The sequence below is a fragment of the Amycolatopsis alba DSM 44262 genome (assembly GCF_000384215.1).
GTDB lineage: Bacteria > Actinomycetota > Actinomycetes > Mycobacteriales > Pseudonocardiaceae > Amycolatopsis > Amycolatopsis alba.
On the sequence record NZ_KB913032.1, the window covers coordinates 3,455,120 to 3,475,285 of the forward strand.

At 68.1% G+C, this 20,166-nt stretch carries 21 protein-coding genes; 10 read left to right on the forward strand and 11 right to left on the reverse strand.

Annotated features, from left to right (window positions below; genetic code table 11):
- Positions 1-3 precede the first annotated feature (3 nt).
- Genes nagA through AMYAL_RS0116350 form a run of 3 tightly spaced genes read left to right on the forward strand, consistent with a single transcriptional unit; the run spans position 4 to position 2,415 of the window.
- Entirely contained in the window at positions 4-1,206 is a 1,203-nt protein-coding gene (gene nagA, locus AMYAL_RS0116340) for an N-acetylglucosamine-6-phosphate deacetylase (RefSeq protein WP_020632377.1), read from the forward strand.
- A gap of 18 nt (positions 1,207-1,224) precedes the next feature.
- The gene (locus AMYAL_RS0116345; RefSeq protein ID WP_020632378.1) at positions 1,225-1,635 is read left to right on the forward strand and encodes a hypothetical protein; all 411 of its coding nucleotides are present in this window, start codon (positions 1,225-1,227) and stop codon (positions 1,633-1,635) included.
- A gap of 54 nt (positions 1,636-1,689) precedes the next feature.
- A complete protein-coding gene (locus AMYAL_RS0116350) occupies positions 1,690-2,415 on the forward strand; it encodes a DedA family protein (RefSeq protein WP_020632379.1) in 726 nt (241 codons plus the stop codon).
- Between the two features lie 324 nt (positions 2,416-2,739).
- On the opposite strand, the gene AMYAL_RS0116355 is transcribed toward AMYAL_RS0116350, so the two are convergent.
- Positions 2,740-4,128, reverse strand: coding sequence for an FAD-binding oxidoreductase (locus AMYAL_RS0116355; protein WP_020632380.1), 1,389 nt, complete (start codon positions 4,126-4,128; stop codon positions 2,740-2,742).
- A 20-nt stretch (positions 4,129-4,148) separates the two neighbouring features.
- Positions 4,149-5,633, reverse strand: coding sequence for an MFS transporter (locus tag AMYAL_RS0116360; protein WP_020632381.1), 1,485 nt, complete (start codon positions 5,631-5,633; stop codon positions 4,149-4,151).
- An 88-nt stretch (positions 5,634-5,721) separates the two neighbouring features.
- Between AMYAL_RS0116360 and AMYAL_RS0116365 the strand changes: the two genes are divergently transcribed.
- Positions 5,722-6,249, forward strand: coding sequence for a TetR/AcrR family transcriptional regulator (locus AMYAL_RS0116365; protein ID WP_020632382.1), 528 nt, complete (start codon positions 5,722-5,724; stop codon positions 6,247-6,249).
- 4 nt (positions 6,250-6,253) lie between these two features.
- Here AMYAL_RS0116365 and AMYAL_RS0116370 read toward each other — a convergent pair whose 3' ends face one another.
- On the reverse strand, positions 6,254-6,676 hold the full coding sequence (locus AMYAL_RS0116370; protein ID WP_020632383.1) for a PPOX class F420-dependent oxidoreductase: 423 nt from the start codon (positions 6,674-6,676) through the stop codon (positions 6,254-6,256).
- A gap of 234 nt (positions 6,677-6,910) precedes the next feature.
- Between AMYAL_RS0116370 and AMYAL_RS0116375 the strand changes: the two genes are divergently transcribed.
- From AMYAL_RS0116375 to AMYAL_RS0116385, 3 genes are all read left to right on the forward strand, one after another.
- Positions 6,911-7,429, forward strand: coding sequence for a MarR family winged helix-turn-helix transcriptional regulator (locus AMYAL_RS0116375; protein WP_026467141.1), 519 nt, complete (start codon positions 6,911-6,913; stop codon positions 7,427-7,429).
- A 3-nt stretch (positions 7,430-7,432) separates the two neighbouring features.
- Complete coding sequence (locus tag AMYAL_RS0116380) at positions 7,433-9,715, forward strand: MFS transporter (protein WP_026467142.1); 2,283 nt, start codon at positions 7,433-7,435, stop codon at positions 9,713-9,715.
- 147 nt (positions 9,716-9,862) lie between these two features.
- Positions 9,863-10,534 (forward strand): DedA family protein, encoded by a 672-nt coding sequence (locus AMYAL_RS0116385; protein ID WP_020632386.1) that lies wholly within the window; start codon positions 9,863-9,865, stop codon positions 10,532-10,534.
- A gap of 161 nt (positions 10,535-10,695) precedes the next feature.
- Here AMYAL_RS0116385 and AMYAL_RS0116390 read toward each other — a convergent pair whose 3' ends face one another.
- The 7 genes from AMYAL_RS0116390 to AMYAL_RS0116420 all read right to left on the reverse strand — a co-directional run bounded on the left by AMYAL_RS0116390 (position 10,696) and on the right by AMYAL_RS0116420 (position 16,365).
- Positions 10,696-11,109, reverse strand: coding sequence for a VOC family protein (locus tag AMYAL_RS0116390; protein WP_020632387.1), 414 nt, complete (start codon positions 11,107-11,109; stop codon positions 10,696-10,698).
- A 185-nt stretch (positions 11,110-11,294) separates the two neighbouring features.
- Positions 11,295-12,041, reverse strand: coding sequence for an SDR family oxidoreductase (locus AMYAL_RS0116395; RefSeq protein ID WP_020632388.1), 747 nt, complete (start codon positions 12,039-12,041; stop codon positions 11,295-11,297).
- Complete coding sequence (locus tag AMYAL_RS0116400) at positions 12,038-12,685, reverse strand: nucleoside/nucleotide kinase family protein (RefSeq protein ID WP_020632389.1); 648 nt, start codon at positions 12,683-12,685, stop codon at positions 12,038-12,040. Before AMYAL_RS0116400 ends, AMYAL_RS0116395 begins: the two co-directional genes overlap by 4 nt.
- Positions 12,682-13,557, reverse strand: a complete 876-nt coding sequence (locus AMYAL_RS0116405) for a PfkB family carbohydrate kinase (protein WP_020632390.1) — start codon at positions 13,555-13,557, stop codon at positions 12,682-12,684. Before AMYAL_RS0116405 ends, AMYAL_RS0116400 begins: the two co-directional genes overlap by 4 nt.
- On the reverse strand, positions 13,557-14,363 hold the full coding sequence (locus AMYAL_RS0116410; protein WP_020632391.1) for an ATP-binding cassette domain-containing protein: 807 nt from the start codon (positions 14,361-14,363) through the stop codon (positions 13,557-13,559). The genes AMYAL_RS0116405 and AMYAL_RS0116410 overlap by 1 nt, the downstream gene beginning before the upstream one ends.
- Positions 14,360-15,349 (reverse strand): ABC transporter permease, encoded by a 990-nt coding sequence (locus tag AMYAL_RS0116415; RefSeq protein WP_020632392.1) that lies wholly within the window; start codon positions 15,347-15,349, stop codon positions 14,360-14,362. The genes AMYAL_RS0116410 and AMYAL_RS0116415 overlap by 4 nt, the downstream gene beginning before the upstream one ends.
- Positions 15,349-16,365, reverse strand: coding sequence for a substrate-binding domain-containing protein (locus tag AMYAL_RS0116420; RefSeq protein WP_020632393.1), 1,017 nt, complete (start codon positions 16,363-16,365; stop codon positions 15,349-15,351). The genes AMYAL_RS0116415 and AMYAL_RS0116420 overlap by 1 nt, the downstream gene beginning before the upstream one ends.
- Positions 16,366-16,479: 114 nt before the next feature.
- Here AMYAL_RS0116420 and AMYAL_RS0116425 point away from each other — a divergent pair, with 114 nt between their 5' ends.
- The 3 genes from AMYAL_RS0116425 to AMYAL_RS0116435 all read left to right on the forward strand — a co-directional run bounded on the left by AMYAL_RS0116425 (position 16,480) and on the right by AMYAL_RS0116435 (position 19,053).
- The gene (locus tag AMYAL_RS0116425; RefSeq protein ID WP_020632394.1) at positions 16,480-17,514 is read left to right on the forward strand and encodes a LacI family DNA-binding transcriptional regulator; all 1,035 of its coding nucleotides are present in this window, start codon (positions 16,480-16,482) and stop codon (positions 17,512-17,514) included.
- 88 nt (positions 17,515-17,602) lie between these two features.
- A complete protein-coding gene (locus AMYAL_RS0116430) occupies positions 17,603-18,472 on the forward strand; it encodes a LacI family DNA-binding transcriptional regulator (protein ID WP_026467143.1) in 870 nt (289 codons plus the stop codon).
- 47 nt (positions 18,473-18,519) lie between these two features.
- Entirely contained in the window at positions 18,520-19,053 is a 534-nt protein-coding gene (locus AMYAL_RS0116435) for a GNAT family N-acetyltransferase (RefSeq protein ID WP_020632396.1), read from the forward strand.
- An 82-nt stretch (positions 19,054-19,135) separates the two neighbouring features.
- Here AMYAL_RS0116435 and AMYAL_RS0116440 read toward each other — a convergent pair whose 3' ends face one another.
- On the reverse strand, positions 19,136-20,158 hold the full coding sequence (locus AMYAL_RS0116440; protein WP_020632397.1) for a glycoside hydrolase family 76 protein: 1,023 nt from the start codon (positions 20,156-20,158) through the stop codon (positions 19,136-19,138).
- Positions 20,159-20,166: the final 8 nt, after the last annotated feature.

The window sequence follows — 20,166 nt, forward strand, 5'->3', positions numbered from 1 at the left end:
TTCGTGATCGTGGGCGGCCGGGTAGTCGCCCCGGACCGTGTACTCGACGACGGCTGGCTGGCTATCGCCGGCGGCAAGATCGTCCAAGTCGGTTCCGGGACACCCCCGGACATCGACCGCGTCGACGTCGACGGAGGCCTGGTAATTCCCGGCTTCATCGACACCCATTGCCATGGCGGTGGAGGCGGGTCGTTTTCCAGTGCGAACCCCGAGGAGCTGTTCCGCGCGGTCCGCGCGCATCGGCGGCACGGGACCACGACCATGCTCGGCAGTCTGGTCTCGGATCCCATCCCGGTGCTCCGGGATCAGATCGCGGCCCTGCGTGAGCTGGTCCAAGAGGGTGAACTTGCCGGAATTCACCTCGAAGGACCCTTCATCTCGAAGGCCCGTTGCGGAGCGCACGACCCGGCGACGCTGATCGAGCCGGACACGGCGACGGTCAACGCGCTGCTCGGCGCCGGCCGCGGCGACATCCGGATGGTCACCCTCGCCCCCGAACTGCACGGCGGGATCAAGGCGGTCCGGCAACTGGCCGAATCGGGCGTCATCGCCGCCATCGGGCACACCGACGGCGTCGAAGACCAGATCATCCCCGCGATCGACGCGGGCGCCTCCGTCGCGACCCACCTCTTCAACGCCATGCGGCCCCTCCACCACCGTGAGCCGGGCCCGATCGGCGCCCTCCTCGACGACGAGCGGATCACCGTCGAACTGATCTGCGACCTCGTCCACGTGCACCCGACCGTCCTGCGGCTGGCCGCGCACCACGCCGGCAAGGGCCGGACGGTGCTCATCACCGACGCGATGTCGGCCACCGACGCCGCCGACGGCAGCTACATCCTGGGCCGCCTCGAGGTCGACGTCCGGGACGGCGTCGCCACGCTGGCCGGGAACGGCTCACTGGCGGGCAGCACGCTGACCATGGACGCGGCCTTCCGCAACCTGGTCCGCGGCGCGGGCATCGATCTGCTCGACGCCGTCCGCGCGACCTCCGGGCGACCCGCCGAACTGCTCGGCATCGCCGACCGGACCGGGTCGCTGCGCGCCGGGCTCGCGGCCGACGTCGTCGTGCTCGGCCGCGACCTGCGGCCGACCAAGGTGCTGCGCCAGGGCGAATGGGTCAAGGACGAGGCTGCGGCTACATTGAGCGCCACGGCCCCGCTCAGTGGCGCGGTCGAAGGCGGTGTGTCGGTCACCGACGGGTAGCGGCGGAGGGAGTCCCGGATGAGCGAGCCCAAGGACCCGGAAAAACTCCTGGCCGACGCTCTGCGCGCTCAGGCGGTCTTCGCCCCTTCGGCCGAGCGGGTCTCCGAGGCTTCCACCGAGAAACCGGTCGAACCGGACACTGAGAGTAATTCGGACACTTCGAGTTCCCCGGAGACCCCTCAGCCGTCTTCCGGGGAAAACGAGCTGCCTGCGCAGTACGGGCTGCTGTCCGGCGCCGGTGCCGACTCGCTCGAACGGGAGCGCGTCGCGCTGGAGGACGCGGAGACAGCCAGGCTGGCAGAGCGTCCGACACCGCCTCTGCCTCCTTCGCCCGGCAGTGCCCCGTTGCCCGCGTACTGGGTGTTGCTGCTGGCTGTACTGCTGGGACTGGCCGCCGGTTCGGTCATCGGGTTGCTCACGCTGATCTGAGCCGGGCTCTCCCGTCGGGTCAAAGCACTCAGCGTCACCCTGTACCGTTTTGGTGTGATCCTGGCGCAGAACACCGTGACGACGATGGGCCTCCTGCCGGAGTGGCTGGACCCGAAGATCCTGCTGAGCGGGCTGACCGTCCCGGTCATCACCGTGCTCTGCGTGATCATCTTCATCGAGAGCAGTGTCTTCCCGGTGCTGCCCGGCGACTCCCTGCTGTTCACCGCGGGCCTGCTGATCGCCAACGGCTCGATCCAGGCCCCGCTCTGGCTGGTGTGCGTGCTGGTCACCCTCGCCGCGCTGATCGGCAACCTCCTCGGCTACGGCCTCGGGTGGAAGATCGGGCCCTGGCTGTTCCGGAAGCCGGATTCGAAGTTCTTCAACAAGAAGTACGTCGACCAGACACATGCCTTCCTGGAGAAGCACGGGCCGAAGGCGGTCGTGCTGGCGCGGTTCGTGCCGTTCGTGCGGACGTTCATCACCTGGATCGCCGGCATCGGCAAGATGGACCCGAAGAAGTACTTCACCTACACCGTCATCGGCGGCATCCTGTGGGCCGCCGGGATCACCGCGCTCGGGCACCTGCTCGGCGACATCCCGTTCATCGAAAAGAACATCGACGCGATCTTCGTCCTGATCGTGCTGATCTCGGTGGTGCCGATCGTGATCGAGTACCTCAAGGCGCGCCGCGAGAAGAAGCACTCGGGCGGCAGCGCCGCTTCGGCCGCTCCGGCCGCGGACATGGACGCGACGCAGCAGATCCCGCGCGTGCGCGACTGACCCTCCCCGCGACAGCGAGCCGGACGAAACGGCGAACTCGCGTGACTGGACGGACGCCACCCGTGTCCAGACGGACGACACGCGTGTAGTTCCGTGCCGCGGGCGTGTCGTCCGCCCAATCATGCGAGTTCCGGACAAAACGGCGCACTCGCGTGATCCGGCACGTGACTCGCGTGATCGGAGACGGGACACACGTGATCAGAGACGTGACTCGCGTGATCAGACGCCGCACACCCGAGTACGGCGCCCAGTCACGTGAGTTCCGTGTTCAATCACGCGAGTTCCGTGTTTGATCACGTGAGGTACGCGTGACCGTCGGCGGGGCTAGAGGGAGAACATCGAGCCGGGGTTGAAGAGGTTTCCTGGGTCGAGGGCCTGCTTGATCTGGCGATGCACGCGGAGGCCGACTTCGCCGATCTCCTTGGCGAGCCATTCGCGTTTGATCCGGCCGATGCCGTGCTCGCCGGTGACCGTCCCGCCCAGTGACAGGGCGACCTCGAGAATCGCGTCGAAGGCCTTCCGCGCGCGGGCGAACTCCTCCTCGGAATCCGGCGCGTAGACGATCGTCGGGTGCATGTTGCCGTCACCGGCGTGGCCGACGACGGCGATCCGCAGCCCCACCTCCTCGCTGATGCGCTCGCAACCGGCGATCAGTTCGGCGATCCGGGTGCGCGGCACGCAGACGTCGTCGGTCAGCCAGACGCCGTACATCTCCAGCGCGGTGAGCACGACCCGCCGTGCCTGCAGCAGCATCTTGCCCTCTTCGAGATCCTCGGTGGCGTAGGCCAGATCCGCGCCGCAGTCGACGCAGATCTGTTCCAGGGCCGCGAGTTCCCGCCGCGCGACCTCGCCACCCGCGTCAGATTGCGCGAGCAGCAAGGCTTTGCAGTCCTCGCTCGTGCCGAGGTCGGTCTTGAGGTAGGCCTCGGCGGCCTTGATGGACGTCGCGTCCATGATCTCCATCAGCGACGGCACCAGCCCCTCGCGCACGACCCGCGCGACGGCTTCGCCCGCGGCCTCCGTGCTGTTGAAGGCGGCGACGAGGGTGGAAGGCAGCTGTGGCAACGGTTTCAGCGCGACTGTCGCCTGCGTGATCACGCCGAGCGTGCCCTCGCTGCCGACGAAGAGCCGCGCGAGGTCGTAGCCCGCGACGCCCTTCACCGTGCGGCGCCCGGTCTTCAGCAGCGAGCCGTCGGCGAGCACGACTTCCAGTCCCAGCACGGAATCCGTGGTGACGCCGTACTTCACGCAGCACAGTCCACCGGCGTTGGTGGACAGGTTCCCGCCGATGGTGCACCAGTCGTAGCTGGAGGGATCCGGCGGATAGAACAGGCCGTGTTTCTCGACCGCGTTGCGGAAGTCGAGGTTCACCACGCCGGGCTGCACGACGGCGAGCCGGTTGCCTTCGTCGATCTCGACGATCTGATCGAGTTTGGTCAGCACCAGCACGACACAGCCGTCGATCGCGTTCGCGGCGCCGGACAGACCACTGCCGGCGCCGCGGGGCACGATCGGCACCTCGAACTCCGCGCAGGCCTTGACGACGGCCTGCACCCCTTCCGAATCGGACGGCAGCACCACCGCGAGCGGTTTGCCGCTGGCGGCCAGCGGCATCATGTCGCGCGAGTACGCGTCCGTGACGTCGGTGTCGGTGAGCACCGCGGCGGTGCCGAGATGCTCGCGGAGCCGGGTGACCAGGGCATGGTTGCTCATACCCCTCATCGTAAGCTCGATTAGATCCGCACTGCGGAACTTTTTTTCCGATCGAGCAGAACGAAGGCTTGTACACCTGTATAGACGAGCACGGCGACACCCGCCCATGCGGTGACGTGCATCCCCTGGGTGAAGGCCTCACGAGCCGATTCCAGGAGCGCCTGCCCCGCGACGGGGTCGAGTTGCTGCGCTGTCGCGACGGCGCCGCCGAGCGTGTCCCGAGTGGACTCGGCCGTGCCCTCCGGCAGACCGGACCGGTAGACCGCGGTCGCGACACTGCCCAGGATCGCGGTGCCGAGCGCGCCACCCAGTTCGAACCCGGTCTCGGAGATCGCCGACGCGGCTCCGGCCCGCTCGGCCGGGGCGGCCGAGATGACCAGGTCGTTCGTCAAGGTCTCCGACAGGGCAACACCGCCTCCGAGCAGCGTGAACGACACCACGACGTACGCGAGCCCGCCACCGGAGGACACCTGTGTCAGCGCCAGGAACCCGACCGCGGCGACCAGGAGACCGACGCTGACCAGCACGGAGACCCGGATCCGCTTCGCGAGCCAGGCCGCGAGAAGCGCACCGGTGATACCGGCGACCGTCGCCGGGAGCATCCACAACGCGGCGACGACCGGCGTCAGCCCGAGCACCAGCTGCAGGTACTGCGGGACCAGGAACAGCAGGCCGACCATCGCGAACACGCCGAGCATGTTCGTCACGACGGACGCGCTGAAGGCCCGGTTCGAGAACAGCTTCAGATCCAGCATCGGCTCGTCGAGACGGTTCTGCCTGCGGACGAACGCGACGCCGAGCAGGAGACCGATCAGGATGCTGACCGCGGCCTTCCACGTGAAGCCGTGTTCGGCGACCAGCTTGATGCCGTAGACCACCGGCAGCATCGCGGCCAGCGACAGCAGCGCCGACAACGGGTCGAAGCGGCCCGGCTTCGGGTCACGCGCCTCCGGCAGCACGAACGGTCCGGCGATCAGCAGCACCAGCATCACCGGGACGTTGATGAGGAACACCGAACCCCACCAGAAGTGCTCCAGCAGCCAGCCGCCGAGCACCGGCCCGAGCGCCATCCCGCCGGAGAACCCGGCACTCCACACCGCGATCGCGGTCCGGCGCTGCTTGGCATCGGTGAAGATGGTGCGGATCAGCGACAACGTCGACGGCATCAGCGTCGCGCCGCCGACGCCGAGCAGCGCACGGGCGATGATCAGCATGAACGCGCTGGTCGAGAAGGCCGCGAGCACCGACGCGGCGCCGAACGCCGCCGCACCCATGAGCAGCAGCTTGCGACGGCCGATGCGGTCGCCGAGCGTGCCCATCAGGACCAGCAGGCCCGCCAGCATGAACGAGTAGATGTCGACGATCCACAACTGCTCGGCACCGGTGGGCGCCAGATCTTCGGACAGGAACGGCAACGCGAACCCGAGCACCGTCATGTCCACGCTGATCAGCAGCACCGGAAGCACCAGTACCGCCAACGCCCACCACTGCTTGCGCCCCGCCATGGCGCACTCTCCTTTGGCTAAACCGTCTGGACGGTACAGTTACCGCCTCGTTCGAAACTAAACCGTCCGGACGGTATAGTCAACTGATATGGCGAAGACCACCGCAAAGGAACGCATCCTCGACTCGTACGAGGAGATCCTCGTCGAGCAGGGCCCCGGCGGGGTCACCCTCGACGCCGTCGCCGCGCACGCCGGGGTCTCGAAGGGCGGCCTGCTCTACCACTTCGGCTCCAAGGAAGCCCTGGTCGACGGCCTGCTGGAGCGGCTCGCGCGACTGTCGGAGGAGGACATCGAACAGGCACGGCAGGCACCAGAAGGCGTCGTCTCCTGGTACCTGCGCACCGCCATCACCGACGTGACCCAGCGCAAACCGCTGGTCCGCACGACCATGGCGACGATCCGGATCATGCTCAACGAACCGCGCGTCTTCGAGGTCGTGCAGGTCTACAACCAGAAGGTCCACGACCTGATCAGCGAGCACGTCGGCGACCAGCTGACCGCGGAACTGGTCATCCTGGTCGGCGACGGTCTCTACCTGCGGGCGGCGCTCGGCCGGGACGACGCGAGCCCCCTGCTCGACCGGATCGACGAGATCAAGGCCCGCATCCAGGGCTGAACACCTACATCTGGATCCCGTAGACGCGCTCGATCGGGATGGTCAGCAGGACCCGCTGGTCGGCGACCATGGCGTCCCGGAACTCGTCCCAGTCCGAATGCTCGCCGCGAGCCCGCCGGTAGTGGTCCACCAGCGCCTCGACGGTGGCGTCATCGCGCGAAGCGGCCGTCGGCGTGAGCACGGCCGGACCCTCGACGACGACGTAGCCGTTGCCGCTCTCGGTCGACACGTGGAGCGTCGCCCGCGGGTCGCGCTGGAGGTTCTTGGTCTTGGCGCGCGGCGCGGTGATCGAGATCAGGATCGCGCCGGCGTCCGCGTCGTAGAGGTAGTTGACGGTCGACAGCTGCGGCCTGCCGTCACGCTTGATGGTGGCGAGGGTGCCGAAGTTGCGGTCGGCGAGGATCGCGTAGAGCGCGGAGTCGGTCATGACTTCATCAAAGCGCGACCGGTCCGGCTTGTTCCACGACGACCAAAAGGCCTGCTCAGCGCCCCAAGACGGGCGAACCGGACAAACATGCACGAATAAATGTGCTTGCATGCGGCAACTAAAGTGTCATCAGACACACCCGGTCACTTTCTCCTTGCGAAGCTCCTCCAAGAGGAACATCCTTGCTCAAGGCAACTAGTTGCAGTGACCAAGCAACCGGCGAGAGAGACCATCATGACACCCACGACACCCGGCACCAGGTCGAAAGCCGACCTCGATCTGGCCGACACCCTCGGGCACGAGCTCGTGCGGCTCGTGCGCCTGGTCAACCGGGCCAAGTCCCAGGTGTCCAAGCAGGGACCGGACGGCATCGAGCGGGCCGCGTACGCGATCCTCTTCTGCCTCATCCACGTCGGGCCCCAGCGGACCAGCAAACTCGCCGAGTTCCTGCACTCCGAGATCTCGACGATCAGCAGGCAGTCGAGCTCCCTCGTCCAGCACGGGCTGGTCGAGCGCCTGGCCGACCCCGAAGACGGCCGGGCATGCCTGCTCGCACCGACCGCCGAAGGACTCCGGGTCTTCGAGGAGAACCGCAAGCAGCGGAACCAGTGGCTCGCCGAGGTACTCGGCGATTGGTCCGACTCCGACCGGGAAACCCTCAACTCGCTGTTCCGACGGCTGAACAACGACATCGAAAAAACATCTCCACAGTTCGCCGATCCCGCGTCGGCGTCGAAGGCCAAGGGGGCCTGAACAATGAGTTCCGCAGTAGAAAGTCCGCCAGCAGTTCACGAAGAGGGGCCCCGGCTCAGTCACCGTCAGATCGTCACGATCCTGATCGGCCTGATGTCGGGTATGTTCCTGGCGGCGCTCGACCAGACGATCGTGGGTACCTCGATCGTCCGCATCGCGAATGACCTCAACGGGTTCGACCTGCAGGCCTGGATCACCACGGCCTACCTGATCACCTCGACGATCGTCACCCCGATCTACGGCAAGCTGTCCGACATCTACGGGCGCAAGCCGTTCTACATCGCGGCGATTTCGATCTTCCTCGTCGGTTCGATCGCTTCGGCGTTCGCGACGTCGATGTACGAACTGGCCGCGTTCCGCGCGATCCAGGGTCTCGGCGCCGGTGGTCTGATGTCGCTGGCGATGACGATCATGGGCGACATCGTGCCGCCGCGGGAACGCGCCCGCTACCAGGGCTACTTCCTCGCCGTGTTCGGTATCTCCACCGTGCTCGGCCCGGTGCTCGGCGGGTTCTTCGCCGACTTCGACAAGCTCGGCAGCGTCTTCGGCTACGACATCGCCGGCTGGCGCTGGGTCTTCCTGATCAACGTGCCGATCGCGATCGTCGCGCTGTTCGTCGTCGCCCGCGTGCTCAACGTGCCGCACCAGCGGCACGACCACAAGATCGACTGGTGGGGCGGGCTCGCGCTCGTCGTCGCCGTGGTGCCGTTCCTGATCGTCGCCGAGCAGGGCAACAAGTGGGGCTGGGGCTCGCAGAACGCGATCATCTGCTACGTCATCGGCGCCGTCGGTGTGGTGGCCTTCATCTTCATCGAGAAGCTGATGAAGGACGCGGCACTGATCCCGCTGCGGCTGTTCAAGAACTCGACCTTCACGGTCGCGATCATCGGCGGCATCATCGTCGGTGTCGCGATGTTCGGCGCGATCATGATGATCCCGCAGTACATGCAGGTCGTTCAGGAGTTCTCGCCGACCGAGTCGGGTCTGCTGATGATCCCGCTGATGGCGGGCATCATGAGCGGTTCGATCATCTCGGGCCAGATCACCAGCAAGACCGGTCGCTACAAGGTGTTCCCGGTGGTCGGCACGCTGCTGATCGCGGCGGGCGCGTTCTTCTTCGCGCAGGTCGAGTACAACAGCGCGCTGTGGCACCCGCTGGTCGCGGCCGCGATCATCGGCCTCGGCCTCGGTGCCTGCATGCAGACGCTGATCATCGCGGTGCAGAACGCGGGCCCGCGCAGCGACATGGGCGTCTCGACCGCGTCGGCGACGTTCTTCCGCCAGATCGGTGGTACCGCGGGTGTCGCGGTGTTCCTGACGATCCTGTTCAACGTCCTGCCGGGCAACATCACCAAGGCGTTCGGCGGCAACGCGCCGACCGGGCCGGGTGCGGCCGCGCTGGGCGACATCCAGACGAACACGAGCGGTATCGCGAGCCTGCCCGAGGCCATCAAGACCCCGATCCTGATCGGCTTCACCGAGTCGATCACCACGGTGTTCTACGTGGCGGGCGGGGTCGCGCTGCTGGCGACGCTGGTCCTGATGTTCATGAAGGAGATCCCGCTGCTCGGCGGTTCGGCTCCTTCGGCGGCTTCGGCTCTCGAAGGTGGCGAAGCACTTCTCGAAGAGGAGGCGGCCGCGCCTGTCGAGACGGCTTCCGAGAAGACGGTCGTGACCGCGCCCGTCGCTCCCGTCGAACCCGGCAAGCACGCTCTCACCAACGGGAACGGCAACGGCGTCCATCGGGCGGGGTCCGCGCAGATCAGCGGGCACGTCCGCCGGGACGACGCGACCAACGTCTCCGGTGCGGCGCTGACCCTGATCGACCACAACGGCAACCAGGTGGCCAGGACGCACACGAACGAGAACGGCGTGTACTCCTTCGCCGGCATCGTGGGCGGGCGGTACACGATCGTCGCCAGCGGTCGCTGGTTCCGGCCGGTCGCGGCGACGCTGACCGCGAGCGGCGCCGGGGTGCTGCGCCACGACGTCGAACTGGTCAGCACGATCCTGCTGAGCGGGGTCGCCCGCACCGACGGCGAGCGGGTGGTGCCGGACGCGCGGATCACCGTGCTCGACTCCTCGGGCGGTGTCGCCGCCGTGGCGAGGACCGACGCGGAGGGCAACTACACGGTCAGTGACCTGCCCGCCGGGACCTACACGGTGATCGCCAGCGGTTACCCGCCCGCCACCAGCCGGGTGGAGCTGCTGGGCGGTGACCAGGCCGAACACGACGTCCGGCTGAGCTACGACCAGGCGCTCGACGAGCTCGTCGACCACTCCTGAGGCTGAAATGAAGGGGCCTTTCATCGCGGACTTCGCGATGAAAGGCCCCTTCATCGCGTTTGCGGAAAGCATGACCGGAACGCCGAGGACACCCCGATTACACCGTTCGGTGAAGTGGGGTTCGCCGAGGACACGTAGGCTCGCGTCGTGAGTGAGGTGTACACCGAGGCCGCGAGCATCGGCGTGGGCTGGCTCGACACCGCCGGGCCCGTGCTCGTCTGGGTGATCGTGCTCAGCTTCATCTTCGTGGAGTGCGCGCTGATCATCGGGCTGTTCCTGCCCGGCGACTCCCTGCTGTTCGCGGCCGGGGTCGTCCTCGCACAGCACGGCTCCGACCTGAACGCGTGGCTGCTGTCGGCCGCCGCGCTGCTCGTCGCGATCCTCGGCAACCAGGTGGGCTACTACATCGGCCGGGGCACGGGCACCAAACTGATCGCGCGACGCGGCGGCAAGGTGCTCAACCGGCACAATCTCGAACGGGCAAGGGCTTTCCTGGACCGGCGGGGTTTCTTCGCCATCGTCGCCGCGCGCTGGATCCCGTGGATCCGCACGCTGGCGCCGCTGATCGCGGGGACCGCACGCATGGATCCGCGCCGGTTCGCGCTCGCGACCGCGCTCGGCGGTCTGCTCTGGGTGCCGACGCTGGTGCTGCTCGGCTACTACGGCGCCGGTCTGCTCGACCAGCTGCCGTGGGTCAAGACGGCGGCTTTGTGGATCAGTATCGCGTTCTTCGTGGTGGGCACGGCCTACGGCGTGCACCGCTACCGCCAGGAGATGCGGCGCCCCGCCGACGACGTCGAAGAGAACGCGGCGACCTAGACCTTCGTGTCGTCTGTTCACACACGCGTGTCGTCCGTCTGATCACGCGTGTCGTCCATCGGCGACCATCACCGGCCGGCAGCCCCCGGCACCACCAGCGATTCGCCGGCCACCTCTCGTGCTCAGACGGACGACACGCGTGATCGGGTGGCGAACACGACCTAAGCCTCGGGATCGGCCCAGATCTCCAGCTGGATCCCGTCCGGGTCACGGAAAACGATGACGGACGAGCCTTCCAGGGTCCGCGATCCCTTCGACGGCGAGTAGACGACGCCGTACTCCGAGAGCCGCGCTTCCCACTCCGCCAGTTCCGACCGCGAAGAGACCTTGAACGCCACGTGGTCCAGACCGGTCCGCCGTTCGTCGAACCGCGGCCGCTCGGTGTCCTGGTGCTCGACGAGAACCACCGCGAAACCTTCGCTCGGCGACCTCAGCACGACCTTCCGCAGCCCCGTCTCCGGGTCTTCGCGACGCGTGAACTCCTCGAGTTCGAGCACGCGGGCATACCAGGGCACGCTCCGGTCCACATCGGTCACGGTGAGTGCCAGGTGGTGCACAGACATGAGCTTGGACATCGGGGATGACCGTCCTGATCAAGAAGCTTGGGGGCGCCACCAGCGTGACACAGGCGCCTGGGGCCCCGAGGCGATCCGCCGACTTCCCACATGAATCGTGATATCCGCCGGGAAAGAGTGTTAAAAAGTGGCTGAACCGCACGCGGACCCGATATCGCCTCGTGACCGCCTCGTGGCCACGGGTGTCAACGCCCGCCGCCGACGGTCAGCACCGTCCCGGTGGTGTACGAGGCGGCCGGGGAAAGAAGCCACAGCACGGCTTCCGCCACTTCGTCCGGTTCGCCCGCCCGTCCCATCGGGATGGTCGGGGCGATCCGGTCCATGCGATCGGGCATTCCGGCCGCCGCGTGCAGTCCGGTGTGGATCATCCCCGGCGCGACGGCGTTGACCCGGACGGATTCTCTCGCGACTTCCTGCGCCACGCCGTAGGTCATCGTTTCGACGGCTGCCTTGGTGCCCGCGTAATGGACCCATTCACCGGGTGAACCGGTCCGCGCGGCGGTGGAGGACAGGGTCACGATCGCGCCGCCCTCGCCGCCGTACCGGGTGGACATCCGGCGGATGCCCTCGCGGACGCACAGGAAGACACCCGTGATGTTGACGTCCACCACGCGGCGGACGACGTCGACCTCGTATTCGTCGAAGCGGCCGGGGGTGTTGCCGGTGATGGCCGCGTTCGCGACCACCCCGGCGAGCGGGCCGAGCGCGACGGCGGCGTCGAACAGGGCCACCACGTCGTCTTCGGACGCCACGTCCCCGCGCCGGGTGATCGCCTGGACGCCGTGCTCGCGGGCACGCGAAGCGACGTCTTCGGCGGCCTCGGCATCGCCCGCGTAGTTGACGACGACGTCGTAACCGCGGGCGGCGGCCAGTTCGCAGACCGCCGCGCCGATGCCCTTGCTGCCGCCCGTGACGATGAGAACCCCGGTCATATCGCGAAGTTGACCAGCGGGAGGTTCTCGAGCACGAGGTCGGCCCGGCCGCTGGTGGACGCGATCAGATCGGCGTTGCGCTGGTCCGAACCGAGGGCGCGGCGACGCGCTTCGACCAGCGAACGGCCGTAGCGGCGGTGCCGCGAGACGAGCCGCTCGATGCGTTCGGGTTCGTCCGGCGCGAGGAACCACGACTCGGCGAGGATCGGCTTCACGCCGCTCCACGGGTCGTCCTGCATGAGCAGGTAGTTCCCCTCGGTGATGACCAGCGGGACGTCCGGCGTGACCGCGACGGCACCGGCGATCGGCTCTTCGATCTCACGGCGGAACTCGGGCGCGTAGACCGTCTCGCGGCCTTCGGCGAGGCGCCGCAGCAGGTGCACGTACCCGGCCGCGTCGAAGGTGTCCGGCGCGCCTTTGCGCTCCGCCCGGCCGAGGCGCTGCAACTCCACCTGCGCCAGGTGGAAGCCGTCCATCCCGACCACGGCCGCCCTGGTGCCCAGCGCCTTCGCCAGGCCCCAGGCCAGCGTCGTCTTGCCGGACGCGGGGGCGCCGACGATCCCGAGCACGCTGCGCTGTCCCGGCTTCGCCAGGGCCTGTGCCCTGCTCAACAGATCCTCGAACACCGGAGGCATGGCGGTCATGACTGTCCTTCTCCCATCTTCGCGACCGCGGCCGTCCACGACCTCGGTCCTTCATGCCGCACCCGTTCGGCGGCCACCTCGTTGGCGAACGCGATCCAGCCGGGGACGTCCCCTTCGCCCCTGGCGACCGCGTACGCGAAGGCTCCGTGCCAGACGTCGCCCGCGCCCAGCGTGTCACGCGCCTGGGTGACGGGCACGGGGACGGCACCGGATCCGTCCGCGGTCGACCACCGCACCGGTTCGGGGCCCGCGGTCGTGATGACCACGGGCACGCCGTGCTCGCGCGGATCGTCCCCGCGGTACAGCGACGAGCAAGCGGCGATGTCGACCAGCGGCAGGAGTTCGGGGAAGACCGGCTTCCAGCTGCCGGCGTCGAGCACCACCGGTATCCCGCGCTCCCGCGCCCAGCGCGCCGTGTACATGGCGACCTCCGGATGGTGCCCGTCGAGGAGCACACACCCCGGCAATTCGTCACCTGGTTGCGGTAGTCGCGCGGGCAAGGACCGCAAGGAGGTGACGAAATGCGAGGAGGCGTGGGCGTTGCGCGAGACGACGGTGCGTTCACCGTCGGAGTCACGGACGGTGATGGCGCTGATCGCGGGCGGATCGGGCCGGTCGGGATCGAGGTCGACCAGGTCGACGCCGTGCGCTTCGAGGTCGGCGCGGGCCAGCGCCGCCAGCGGATGCGCGCCTGCGACCGTCAGCAACGTCGCCCCGGCGCCGAGCGCGGCCACGGTCACCGCCGCGTTCGTCGCCGGCCCCCCGGCGGCGACGTCCATCGACAGCGAACGCACCTTCTCGCCCGGCGCCGGTATCTCGGCGACGCGCTGAACCTGGTCGACGGTGCACAGGCCCGCCAGCAGTACTTTCACTACAGTCCAGTGTGGACAGCTGAGGCGACTTCTTCGACTTCGCCGTTCTCACCGATCTTCAGCGCACCTGTGAGCAGGCCGACGACCTGGTTCATAGTGTGCGTCTTCGGCGAGACGACCGCGACTCGTTTGCCCAGACGGTGTACGTGGATGCGGTCGGCGATATCGAACACGTGCGGCATGTTGTGGCTGATCAGCACCACCGGCAGGCCGCGTTCGCGGATCCGGTTGATCAGGTCCAGGACCTTGCCCGATTCAGCGACACCGAGTGCGGCGGTGGGCTCGTCCATGATCACCGCCTTGGTGCCGAACGCGGCCGCCCGCGCGACCGCGACCCCCTGGCGTTGCCCGCCGGAGAGCGTCTCCACCGGCTGCGTGATGGATTTGATGTTGATGCCGAGTTCGTCCAGGATCCGCTGCGCGTCGGCCCTCATGCTCGCGGTGTCCAGTTTCCTGAACAGTTGCCCGAAGAGGTCCTTACGCCGCTTTTCCCGGCCCAGGAACATGTTCGACGCGATGTCGAGCGCGGGCGCGACGGCGAGATCCTGGTACACCGTCTCGATCCCGTAGTGGCGAGCGTCCAAAGGGGACTTGAAGTGGACGGTCTGACCGTCCACTTTGATCTCACCGGCGTCGGGGATCACCGCTCCTGAAAGGGCTTTGATGAGACTCGACTTCCCGGCGCCGTTGTCGCCGACGACGGCCAGCACCTCGCCGGGGAACAGCTCGAAGTCGGCACCGTCGATGGCGGTGACCCGGCCGTAGCGTTTGACCAGCCCCTGAGCGGACAACGTGGGCGTCGTCATGACTGCTGCCTCCTCGCGAACCGGTCGACGCAGACCGCGCCGATGAGCAGGGCGCCGGTGGCGACGTCCTGGTAGAGCGCGTCCACCCCGAGCTGGGTCAGCCCGGACCGCAGGACCGCGACGACCAGCGCGCCCATCATCGTGCCGAGCACCGAACCGCGGCCGCCGAACAGGCTCGCGCCGCCGAGCACCACCGCGGTGATGGAGTCGAGGTTGCCGAGCTGGAAGGCGTTCGGGTCGGCGTTCGGCACGCGGCCGAGCGCCTGCCAGGCGGCGATCCCGACGATCACGCCGGCGACGATGTACACCGAAAGGATCGTCCGGTTGACCTTGATCCCGGACAGCCGCGCGGATTCCGGCGCGTTGCCGACCGCGTAGACGTGCTTGCCCCACGGCGTCCGCGTGAGCGCGTACCAAAGTCCCAGGTACATCAGCAAAGCGAGCGTCATGCCGTAGGTGATCGGGATGCCGCCGAACAGGTAGCGACGGGTGCCGAGCCACTTCAGCAGTGAGTCGGCGACCGGGAGGGCCTGGCCGCTCGCGAACAGTTTCGCGGCCGCGGTGAGCACCGTCAGCAGGCCGAGCGTGACGATGAACGGCGGCAGTTTGATCCGGGTGACCAGCGAACCGGTGACCATGCCGATCACCACCGTCGCCACGATTCCCAGCAGCAGCGCCCAGATCCCGGAGACACCGCCGACCACGAGTTTCGCCATGATCAGCGTGGCAAGGACCATCGCGGCCGCGTTGGCCAGGTCGATGCCCGCGGTCAGGATGATCAGCGTCTGCCCTAGGGCGAGCGTGCCGACCACCAGGGACTGTTGCACCACAAGGGAAAGGTTGTCGAGATCGAGGAAGGTGTCCGTCGAGAGCGAGAACACCACGATCGCGACGAGCAGGGCCAGCGTCGGCCCGACCGCGGGAGCGCGCAGGAAGAACTCGCCGATCGTCGGCCGCTCGTTGCCTTTGAGGGTCGCTGTCGTCATCACTTCGTCCCCCAGCAGTTCTCGAGGCCCCACTTGGTGTCCTGGCTCTCCACACCGGGGATCGGCTTGTCCGTGATCACCGCGGATCCGGTGTTGACGAACCCGCTCGGCTTCTTCCCCGTCTTCGCGTATTCGACGGCGGCGAGGACGCCCTGCTCGGCCATCTTCTTCGGGAACTGCATGACCGTGGCGGCGTACTGGCCGTCGCGCACGTTCTTGACGCCTTCGCAGCCGCCGTCGATCGAGCCCATCACCAGCTGGTTCACCAGGCCGCGGGCCTGGAGCGCGGCGTAGGTGCCGCGGCCCATCGGCTCGTTCATCGTGTAGACGGCGTTGATGTCGGTGGTGCGCTGCAACAGGTTCTCCACGCCCTGCTGAGCCAGGCTCTGGTCGCCGTTCGCGGGTGTCTTGCCCTTGATCTCCGGCGAGGCGTCAGTCAAGCCGATGCCCTTGAGGAATCCGGTGTGCCGCTGGGTGTCCACTGTGGACCCGGCGGTGCCGTCCACCATGAACAGCTTCGGCGCCTTGCCCGCCAGAACGGCCTTCACGTACGCGCCTTGCTGACGTCCGGCTTCGAAGTTGTCCGTGGCGAAGGTGGCGTCGACGGCGGTGTCCGGTTCGGTCGCCGTGTCGAGCGCGATGACCAGCACCCCGGCCTTGCGGGCGCGGTCGATGGCGTCGAGGACACCGGTCGAGGAACTCGGCGTGATCAGGATGGTGTTCGCACCCTGCTGCATGAGGTTCTCGATGGCCCGGACCTGGCCGTCGTTGTCACCGTCGAACTGGCCGGCGAGCGCGCTGAAGTCCGCGCCGTTGGCTTCGGCGGCGGCCTTGGCGGCCGCTCTCAGTTCGACGAAGTAGGGATTGGTGTCGGTCTTGGTGACCAGGCCGACCTTGGCCTTGCCGCCGCCACCGGCGTTGGACCCGCCACCCCAGTGGCGTTCGACGGTGCACCCGGCCGAGGTCACCGCCAGTGCGGCGGCCAGGGCGAGCGCGGCGAGACTGCGCTGTCTCATGGGGGATGCCCTCCGATCAAGGCTGTCCGTGATGGACCGGAAGGTAGACAGGGTTATGCTCACTCGCAAGCGTTTGCGCAAACGCTTGCCAGCTGCCTGCACCGAGGAACGTTGATGCCGCCGTCTCGCTCGTCCCGCCCCACCCAACGCGACATCGCCGAGCTGGCGGGAGTCTCGATCACCACGGTCTCACACGTGGTCAACGGGACGAGGGCGGTGGCCGAGGACACCAAACTGGCGGTCCTCCGGGCGATCGAACAGACCGGCTACACCGGCGACGCCATCGCCCGTTCGCTGGTCACCGGCGGGACGCGGTCGATCGGCGTCGCGATCTCCCTGATCGCGAACCCGTACTTCGCCGTGCTGATCCAGGCGATCGAACGCGAAGCCGCGCTGGCCGGGTACACGGTCTTGCTGGCGGACACGCACGACGCCGTCGACACCGAACGTGAGACCGTGCGGACGCTGCGTTCCCGCCGGGTCGACGGACTGCTGATCACGCCGTCGCCGGGCGACGGTTCGGTGATCGGGGAGCTCATCTCGCTCGACGTCCCGACCGTGCTCATCGACAGGCTCTCCACGCGCACCGACGTCGACCAGGTCGGCGCGGAGAACATCCAGTCGACGTCCGCGCTGACGGCGCATCTGGCGTCGCTCGGGCATCAGCGGATCGGCATGATCAGCGGGACCGCCGGACTGAGCACCAGCGAAGAGCGGATCCTCGGCTACCGGCTCGGCCTCGGCCGCTCGGGTCTGACCTGGTCAGAGGACCTGGTCGCGTGCGGGCAGTCCTCACAGGCAGGCGGGGCCCTCGCACTCAGCACGCTGCTCGCGCTGCCGTCACCGCCGACGGCGCTGGTGGTCGCCAACGACACCATGATGGTCGGTGTCCTGCACGAACTGCGGAAACGCGGCCTGCGCGCCGGGATCGACCTGCCGGTGGTGGTCTACGACGACGTCGAATGGGCCGATCTCGTGGATCCTCCGCTGACCACGATGGCGCAGCCGATCGAGGAGATCGGTACACAGGCGGTGCGTCTGCTGCTCGCCCGGATCAACGATCCCGCCCGCAAGGCCCAGACGATGCGGATTCCGCCTACTCTCCGGCATCGGGCGTCCTGCGGATGCGCTCTCGTTCACTCACATTGATGATTGTTGGGAGACTTTCCGGTCTCGCCGCCGGGCGACGCTCCGTCAGCCGTTACCTTCATTCAAGCTCGGATGAAGGCGTGGAGCGATGACCGCATTGTCCCCGGCGTTACCCCTGTGGGAGGACACCCCTGTCACCCACCGGTTCGGGGTGGCCATGGCGATGCACGCGAACCCGTATTCGGGTGAGCTCATCCGCGCCATCCGCCGGGCCGCGCGCCGTCACGGCTGCGAAATCACCCTCGCCGACACCGGCGACAGCGTCTCCGAAGAAGCCGCGGTCATCCGCGCGCTGCGGGCGGACCGCGTCGACGGTGTCCTGCTCGTCCCGGCGGCCGGCGACGAAGCGGTGATCAACGGGCTGGTCCGGATGGGCGTGCCGACCGTGCTCGTCGACCGGATGGCCGGACGCAACGACGTCGACCAGGTCGGCTCCGAGAACATCCAGGCCGTGTGCGCTCTCGTGCGGCACCTCGCCGGGCTGCGGCACCGCAAGATCGGCTTCATCTCGGGCGAAGAGGACATGGCGACCTACGAGGAACGGGCGCTGGGATATCGGCTCGGCCTCGGCCGCTCCGGTATCCGGTGGACGTCGCAGCTGGTCGCGTGCGGTCAGTCGACCCCCGGCGGGGCGGCCGCCGCGACCGCGAAACTGCTCGACAGCTGGCCGTCGCCGACAGCGCTCGTGGTGGCGAGCGAGGCGATGATGATCGGCGTCCAGTACGAGGCGCACCGGCTCGGCATCCGGATCGGACGTGATCTCGCGATCGTCGGCTACGGCGACATGGAGTGGGCCGGACAGGTGACCCCGGCGGTGACCACGATGGCGCAGCCGATCGAGGAGATCGGGCGCAAGGCCGTCGAACTCCTGCTGGCCCGGATCACCGACCCTGAGCGACGACCCGAATCCGTACGGCTCGCACCGCGCTTCATACACCGTCGGTCGTGCGGCTGCTGAGTCACAACCCGCTGGTCAGAACGCCGCCGCCGGGTGAAGATGGCGGAATGACCGACCTGTGGACCGTGCACACCGCCGACCTCGAAGCAGGCGTGCTCACCGCGGCACGCGCTCTGCTGGACGACGCTTTCGACGGCGATTTCAGCGACGATGACTGGGAGAACGCCCTCGGCGGCATGCACACGCTGGTGTGGGAGAGCGGCGAGCTGATCGGGCACGCTTCACTGGTCCAGCGACGGCTCGTGCACAACGGGCGGGCCCTCCGGACGGGTTATGTCGAGGCTGTCGCCGTCCGGTCGGATCACCGGCGGCGCGGGCACGGCGCCGCGATGATGGACGCGCTGGAGCGGGTCCTGAGGAAGGCGTACGACCTCGGGGCGCTCTCGGCGTCCGAAGAGGCTCTGGAGTTCTACGCGTCGCGCGGCTGGCTGCTGTGGCGTGGCACTTCGTCGGTCATGACGCCTTCGGGCGTGGAGGCGACGAAGGAGGACGACGGGTCGATCCATGTCCTGCCGGTGGGGGTCACCCTGGATCTGGACGGGGAGATCACCTGCGACTGGCGATCCGGCGACGTCTGGTGACCCGCATTCAGTAAGTGAGTCCCGCCTTCAAGCACGCGAGATCCGTGTCTGATCACGCGAGTTCCGCCTTCGGCCTGGCCACCTAGTTGCGTTGGGGGTGGTCGAGGGTGGCGGCGGCTTCGAGGAGCATCCACGCGCTCACCTGAACCGAAAGGTCGCGTTCGGGAGCGTCGGGGGCGAGAGGCAGCGAAGGCGCCGGAGTCGCCCAGTCGGCACTGAAGAGCGGCCCGTGCGGCGTCTCGGCGGCCCCCGTCCAGCACGCTTCGGCCGAATGCAGGACCAGGTCGCGCGCCACCCCGCTCGGCAGCAGCGGCGCCGCGAGGGCCAGGTACCGCGCCAGGATCCCGGCGAACAGACCGCCGTCGCCGCCACCCTGCCCCCGGATCACGCCGTTCGGCGCGACATGCTCCGCGACCGCGTGGATCACGTGCTCCACCCTGTCCATTTCGGACAGTTCGAGGCAGGCGCCGAGATAAACCCCTTGGCAGTACGTGAAAATATGCTTGACCAGCTCGCCGGACCCGACGCGCAGGCCGTCCCACACCAGCCAGGACTCCGGGTCGACGAGCCGCTCGGTCATCCACTGCGTCAGGCCCGCGGCATGCTCCGCGGCCCCTTCGCGCGCGTGGAAAATCGCCGCCGGGCCGTTCGCGGGCGCGTTCTTGAAGTCGTCGCCGACACGCCACCAGATCCCGCCGCCCGCGTCGTCGGTCCAGCCTTCGCGCAGCCGCGAACTGATCGCTTCCAGCCCGCCGCGGACGTCCAGCCCGAGGTGCCCCACCCGCTGCAGCGCGAGGCCGAGCCAGGCGATGTCGTCGTAGTAGTCGTTGATCCACTTGCCGAAGTTGCGCAGCCGCAGAGTCGCCACGAACCGGTCGATCAGCTTCAGTCGTTCCGGTGAGGGATCCCGCAGCTGCGCGTCGACGAGGGTGTCCAGCAGATGCGCCTGCCACCAGTAGTTCCAATGCCAGTGGACGCGCTGACTCGCCGAGGGCGGCCAGCCGCTGCGGCCGAGCACGGTCCCCGGCAGCCCCCACACGCCGCGCAGATGCCGGTCCCGGACCGCGCGTTCGGCGGCCGCGGCCCGGTCGGCGAGTGCGGTCATCGCGCCAT

What these genes read in the sequence shown, in the direction of transcription:
- AMYAL_RS0116345 (WP_020632378.1), top strand. Translation starts at nt 1,225, where the DNA reads ATGAGCGAGCCCAAGGACCCGGAAAAACTCCTGGCCGACGCTCTGCGC.
- AMYAL_RS0116355 (WP_020632380.1), bottom strand. Translation starts at nt 4,128, where the DNA reads ATGAGCAACCATGCCCTGGTCACCCGGCTCCGCGAGCATCTCGGCACC.
- AMYAL_RS0116360 (WP_020632381.1), bottom strand. Translation starts at nt 5,633, where the DNA reads ATGGCGGGGCGCAAGCAGTGGTGGGCGTTGGCGGTACTGGTGCTTCCG.
- AMYAL_RS0116365 (WP_020632382.1), top strand. Translation starts at nt 5,722, where the DNA reads ATGGCGAAGACCACCGCAAAGGAACGCATCCTCGACTCGTACGAGGAG.
- AMYAL_RS0116370 (WP_020632383.1), bottom strand. Translation starts at nt 6,676, where the DNA reads ATGACCGACTCCGCGCTCTACGCGATCCTCGCCGACCGCAACTTCGGC.
- AMYAL_RS0116375 (WP_026467141.1), top strand. Translation starts at nt 6,911, where the DNA reads ATGACACCCACGACACCCGGCACCAGGTCGAAAGCCGACCTCGATCTG.
- AMYAL_RS0116380 (WP_026467142.1), top strand. Translation starts at nt 7,433, where the DNA reads ATGAGTTCCGCAGTAGAAAGTCCGCCAGCAGTTCACGAAGAGGGGCCC.
- AMYAL_RS0116390 (WP_020632387.1), bottom strand. Translation starts at nt 11,109, where the DNA reads ATGTCCAAGCTCATGTCTGTGCACCACCTGGCACTCACCGTGACCGAT.
- AMYAL_RS0116395 (WP_020632388.1), bottom strand. Translation starts at nt 12,041, where the DNA reads ATGACCGGGGTTCTCATCGTCACGGGCGGCAGCAAGGGCATCGGCGCG.
- AMYAL_RS0116400 (WP_020632389.1), bottom strand. Translation starts at nt 12,685, where the DNA reads ATGACCGCCATGCCTCCGGTGTTCGAGGATCTGTTGAGCAGGGCACAG.
- AMYAL_RS0116410 (WP_020632391.1), bottom strand. Translation starts at nt 14,363, where the DNA reads ATGACGACGCCCACGTTGTCCGCTCAGGGGCTGGTCAAACGCTACGGC.
- AMYAL_RS0116415 (WP_020632392.1), bottom strand. Translation starts at nt 15,349, where the DNA reads ATGACGACAGCGACCCTCAAAGGCAACGAGCGGCCGACGATCGGCGAG.
- AMYAL_RS0116420 (WP_020632393.1), bottom strand. Translation starts at nt 16,365, where the DNA reads ATGAGACAGCGCAGTCTCGCCGCGCTCGCCCTGGCCGCCGCACTGGCG.
- AMYAL_RS0116425 (WP_020632394.1), top strand. Translation starts at nt 16,480, where the DNA reads ATGCCGCCGTCTCGCTCGTCCCGCCCCACCCAACGCGACATCGCCGAG.
- AMYAL_RS0116430 (WP_026467143.1), top strand. Translation starts at nt 17,603, where the DNA reads ATGACCGCATTGTCCCCGGCGTTACCCCTGTGGGAGGACACCCCTGTC.
- AMYAL_RS0116435 (WP_020632396.1), top strand. Translation starts at nt 18,520, where the DNA reads ATGACCGACCTGTGGACCGTGCACACCGCCGACCTCGAAGCAGGCGTG.
- AMYAL_RS0116440 (WP_020632397.1), bottom strand. Translation starts at nt 20,158, where the DNA reads ATGACCGCACTCGCCGACCGGGCCGCGGCCGCCGAACGCGCGGTCCGG.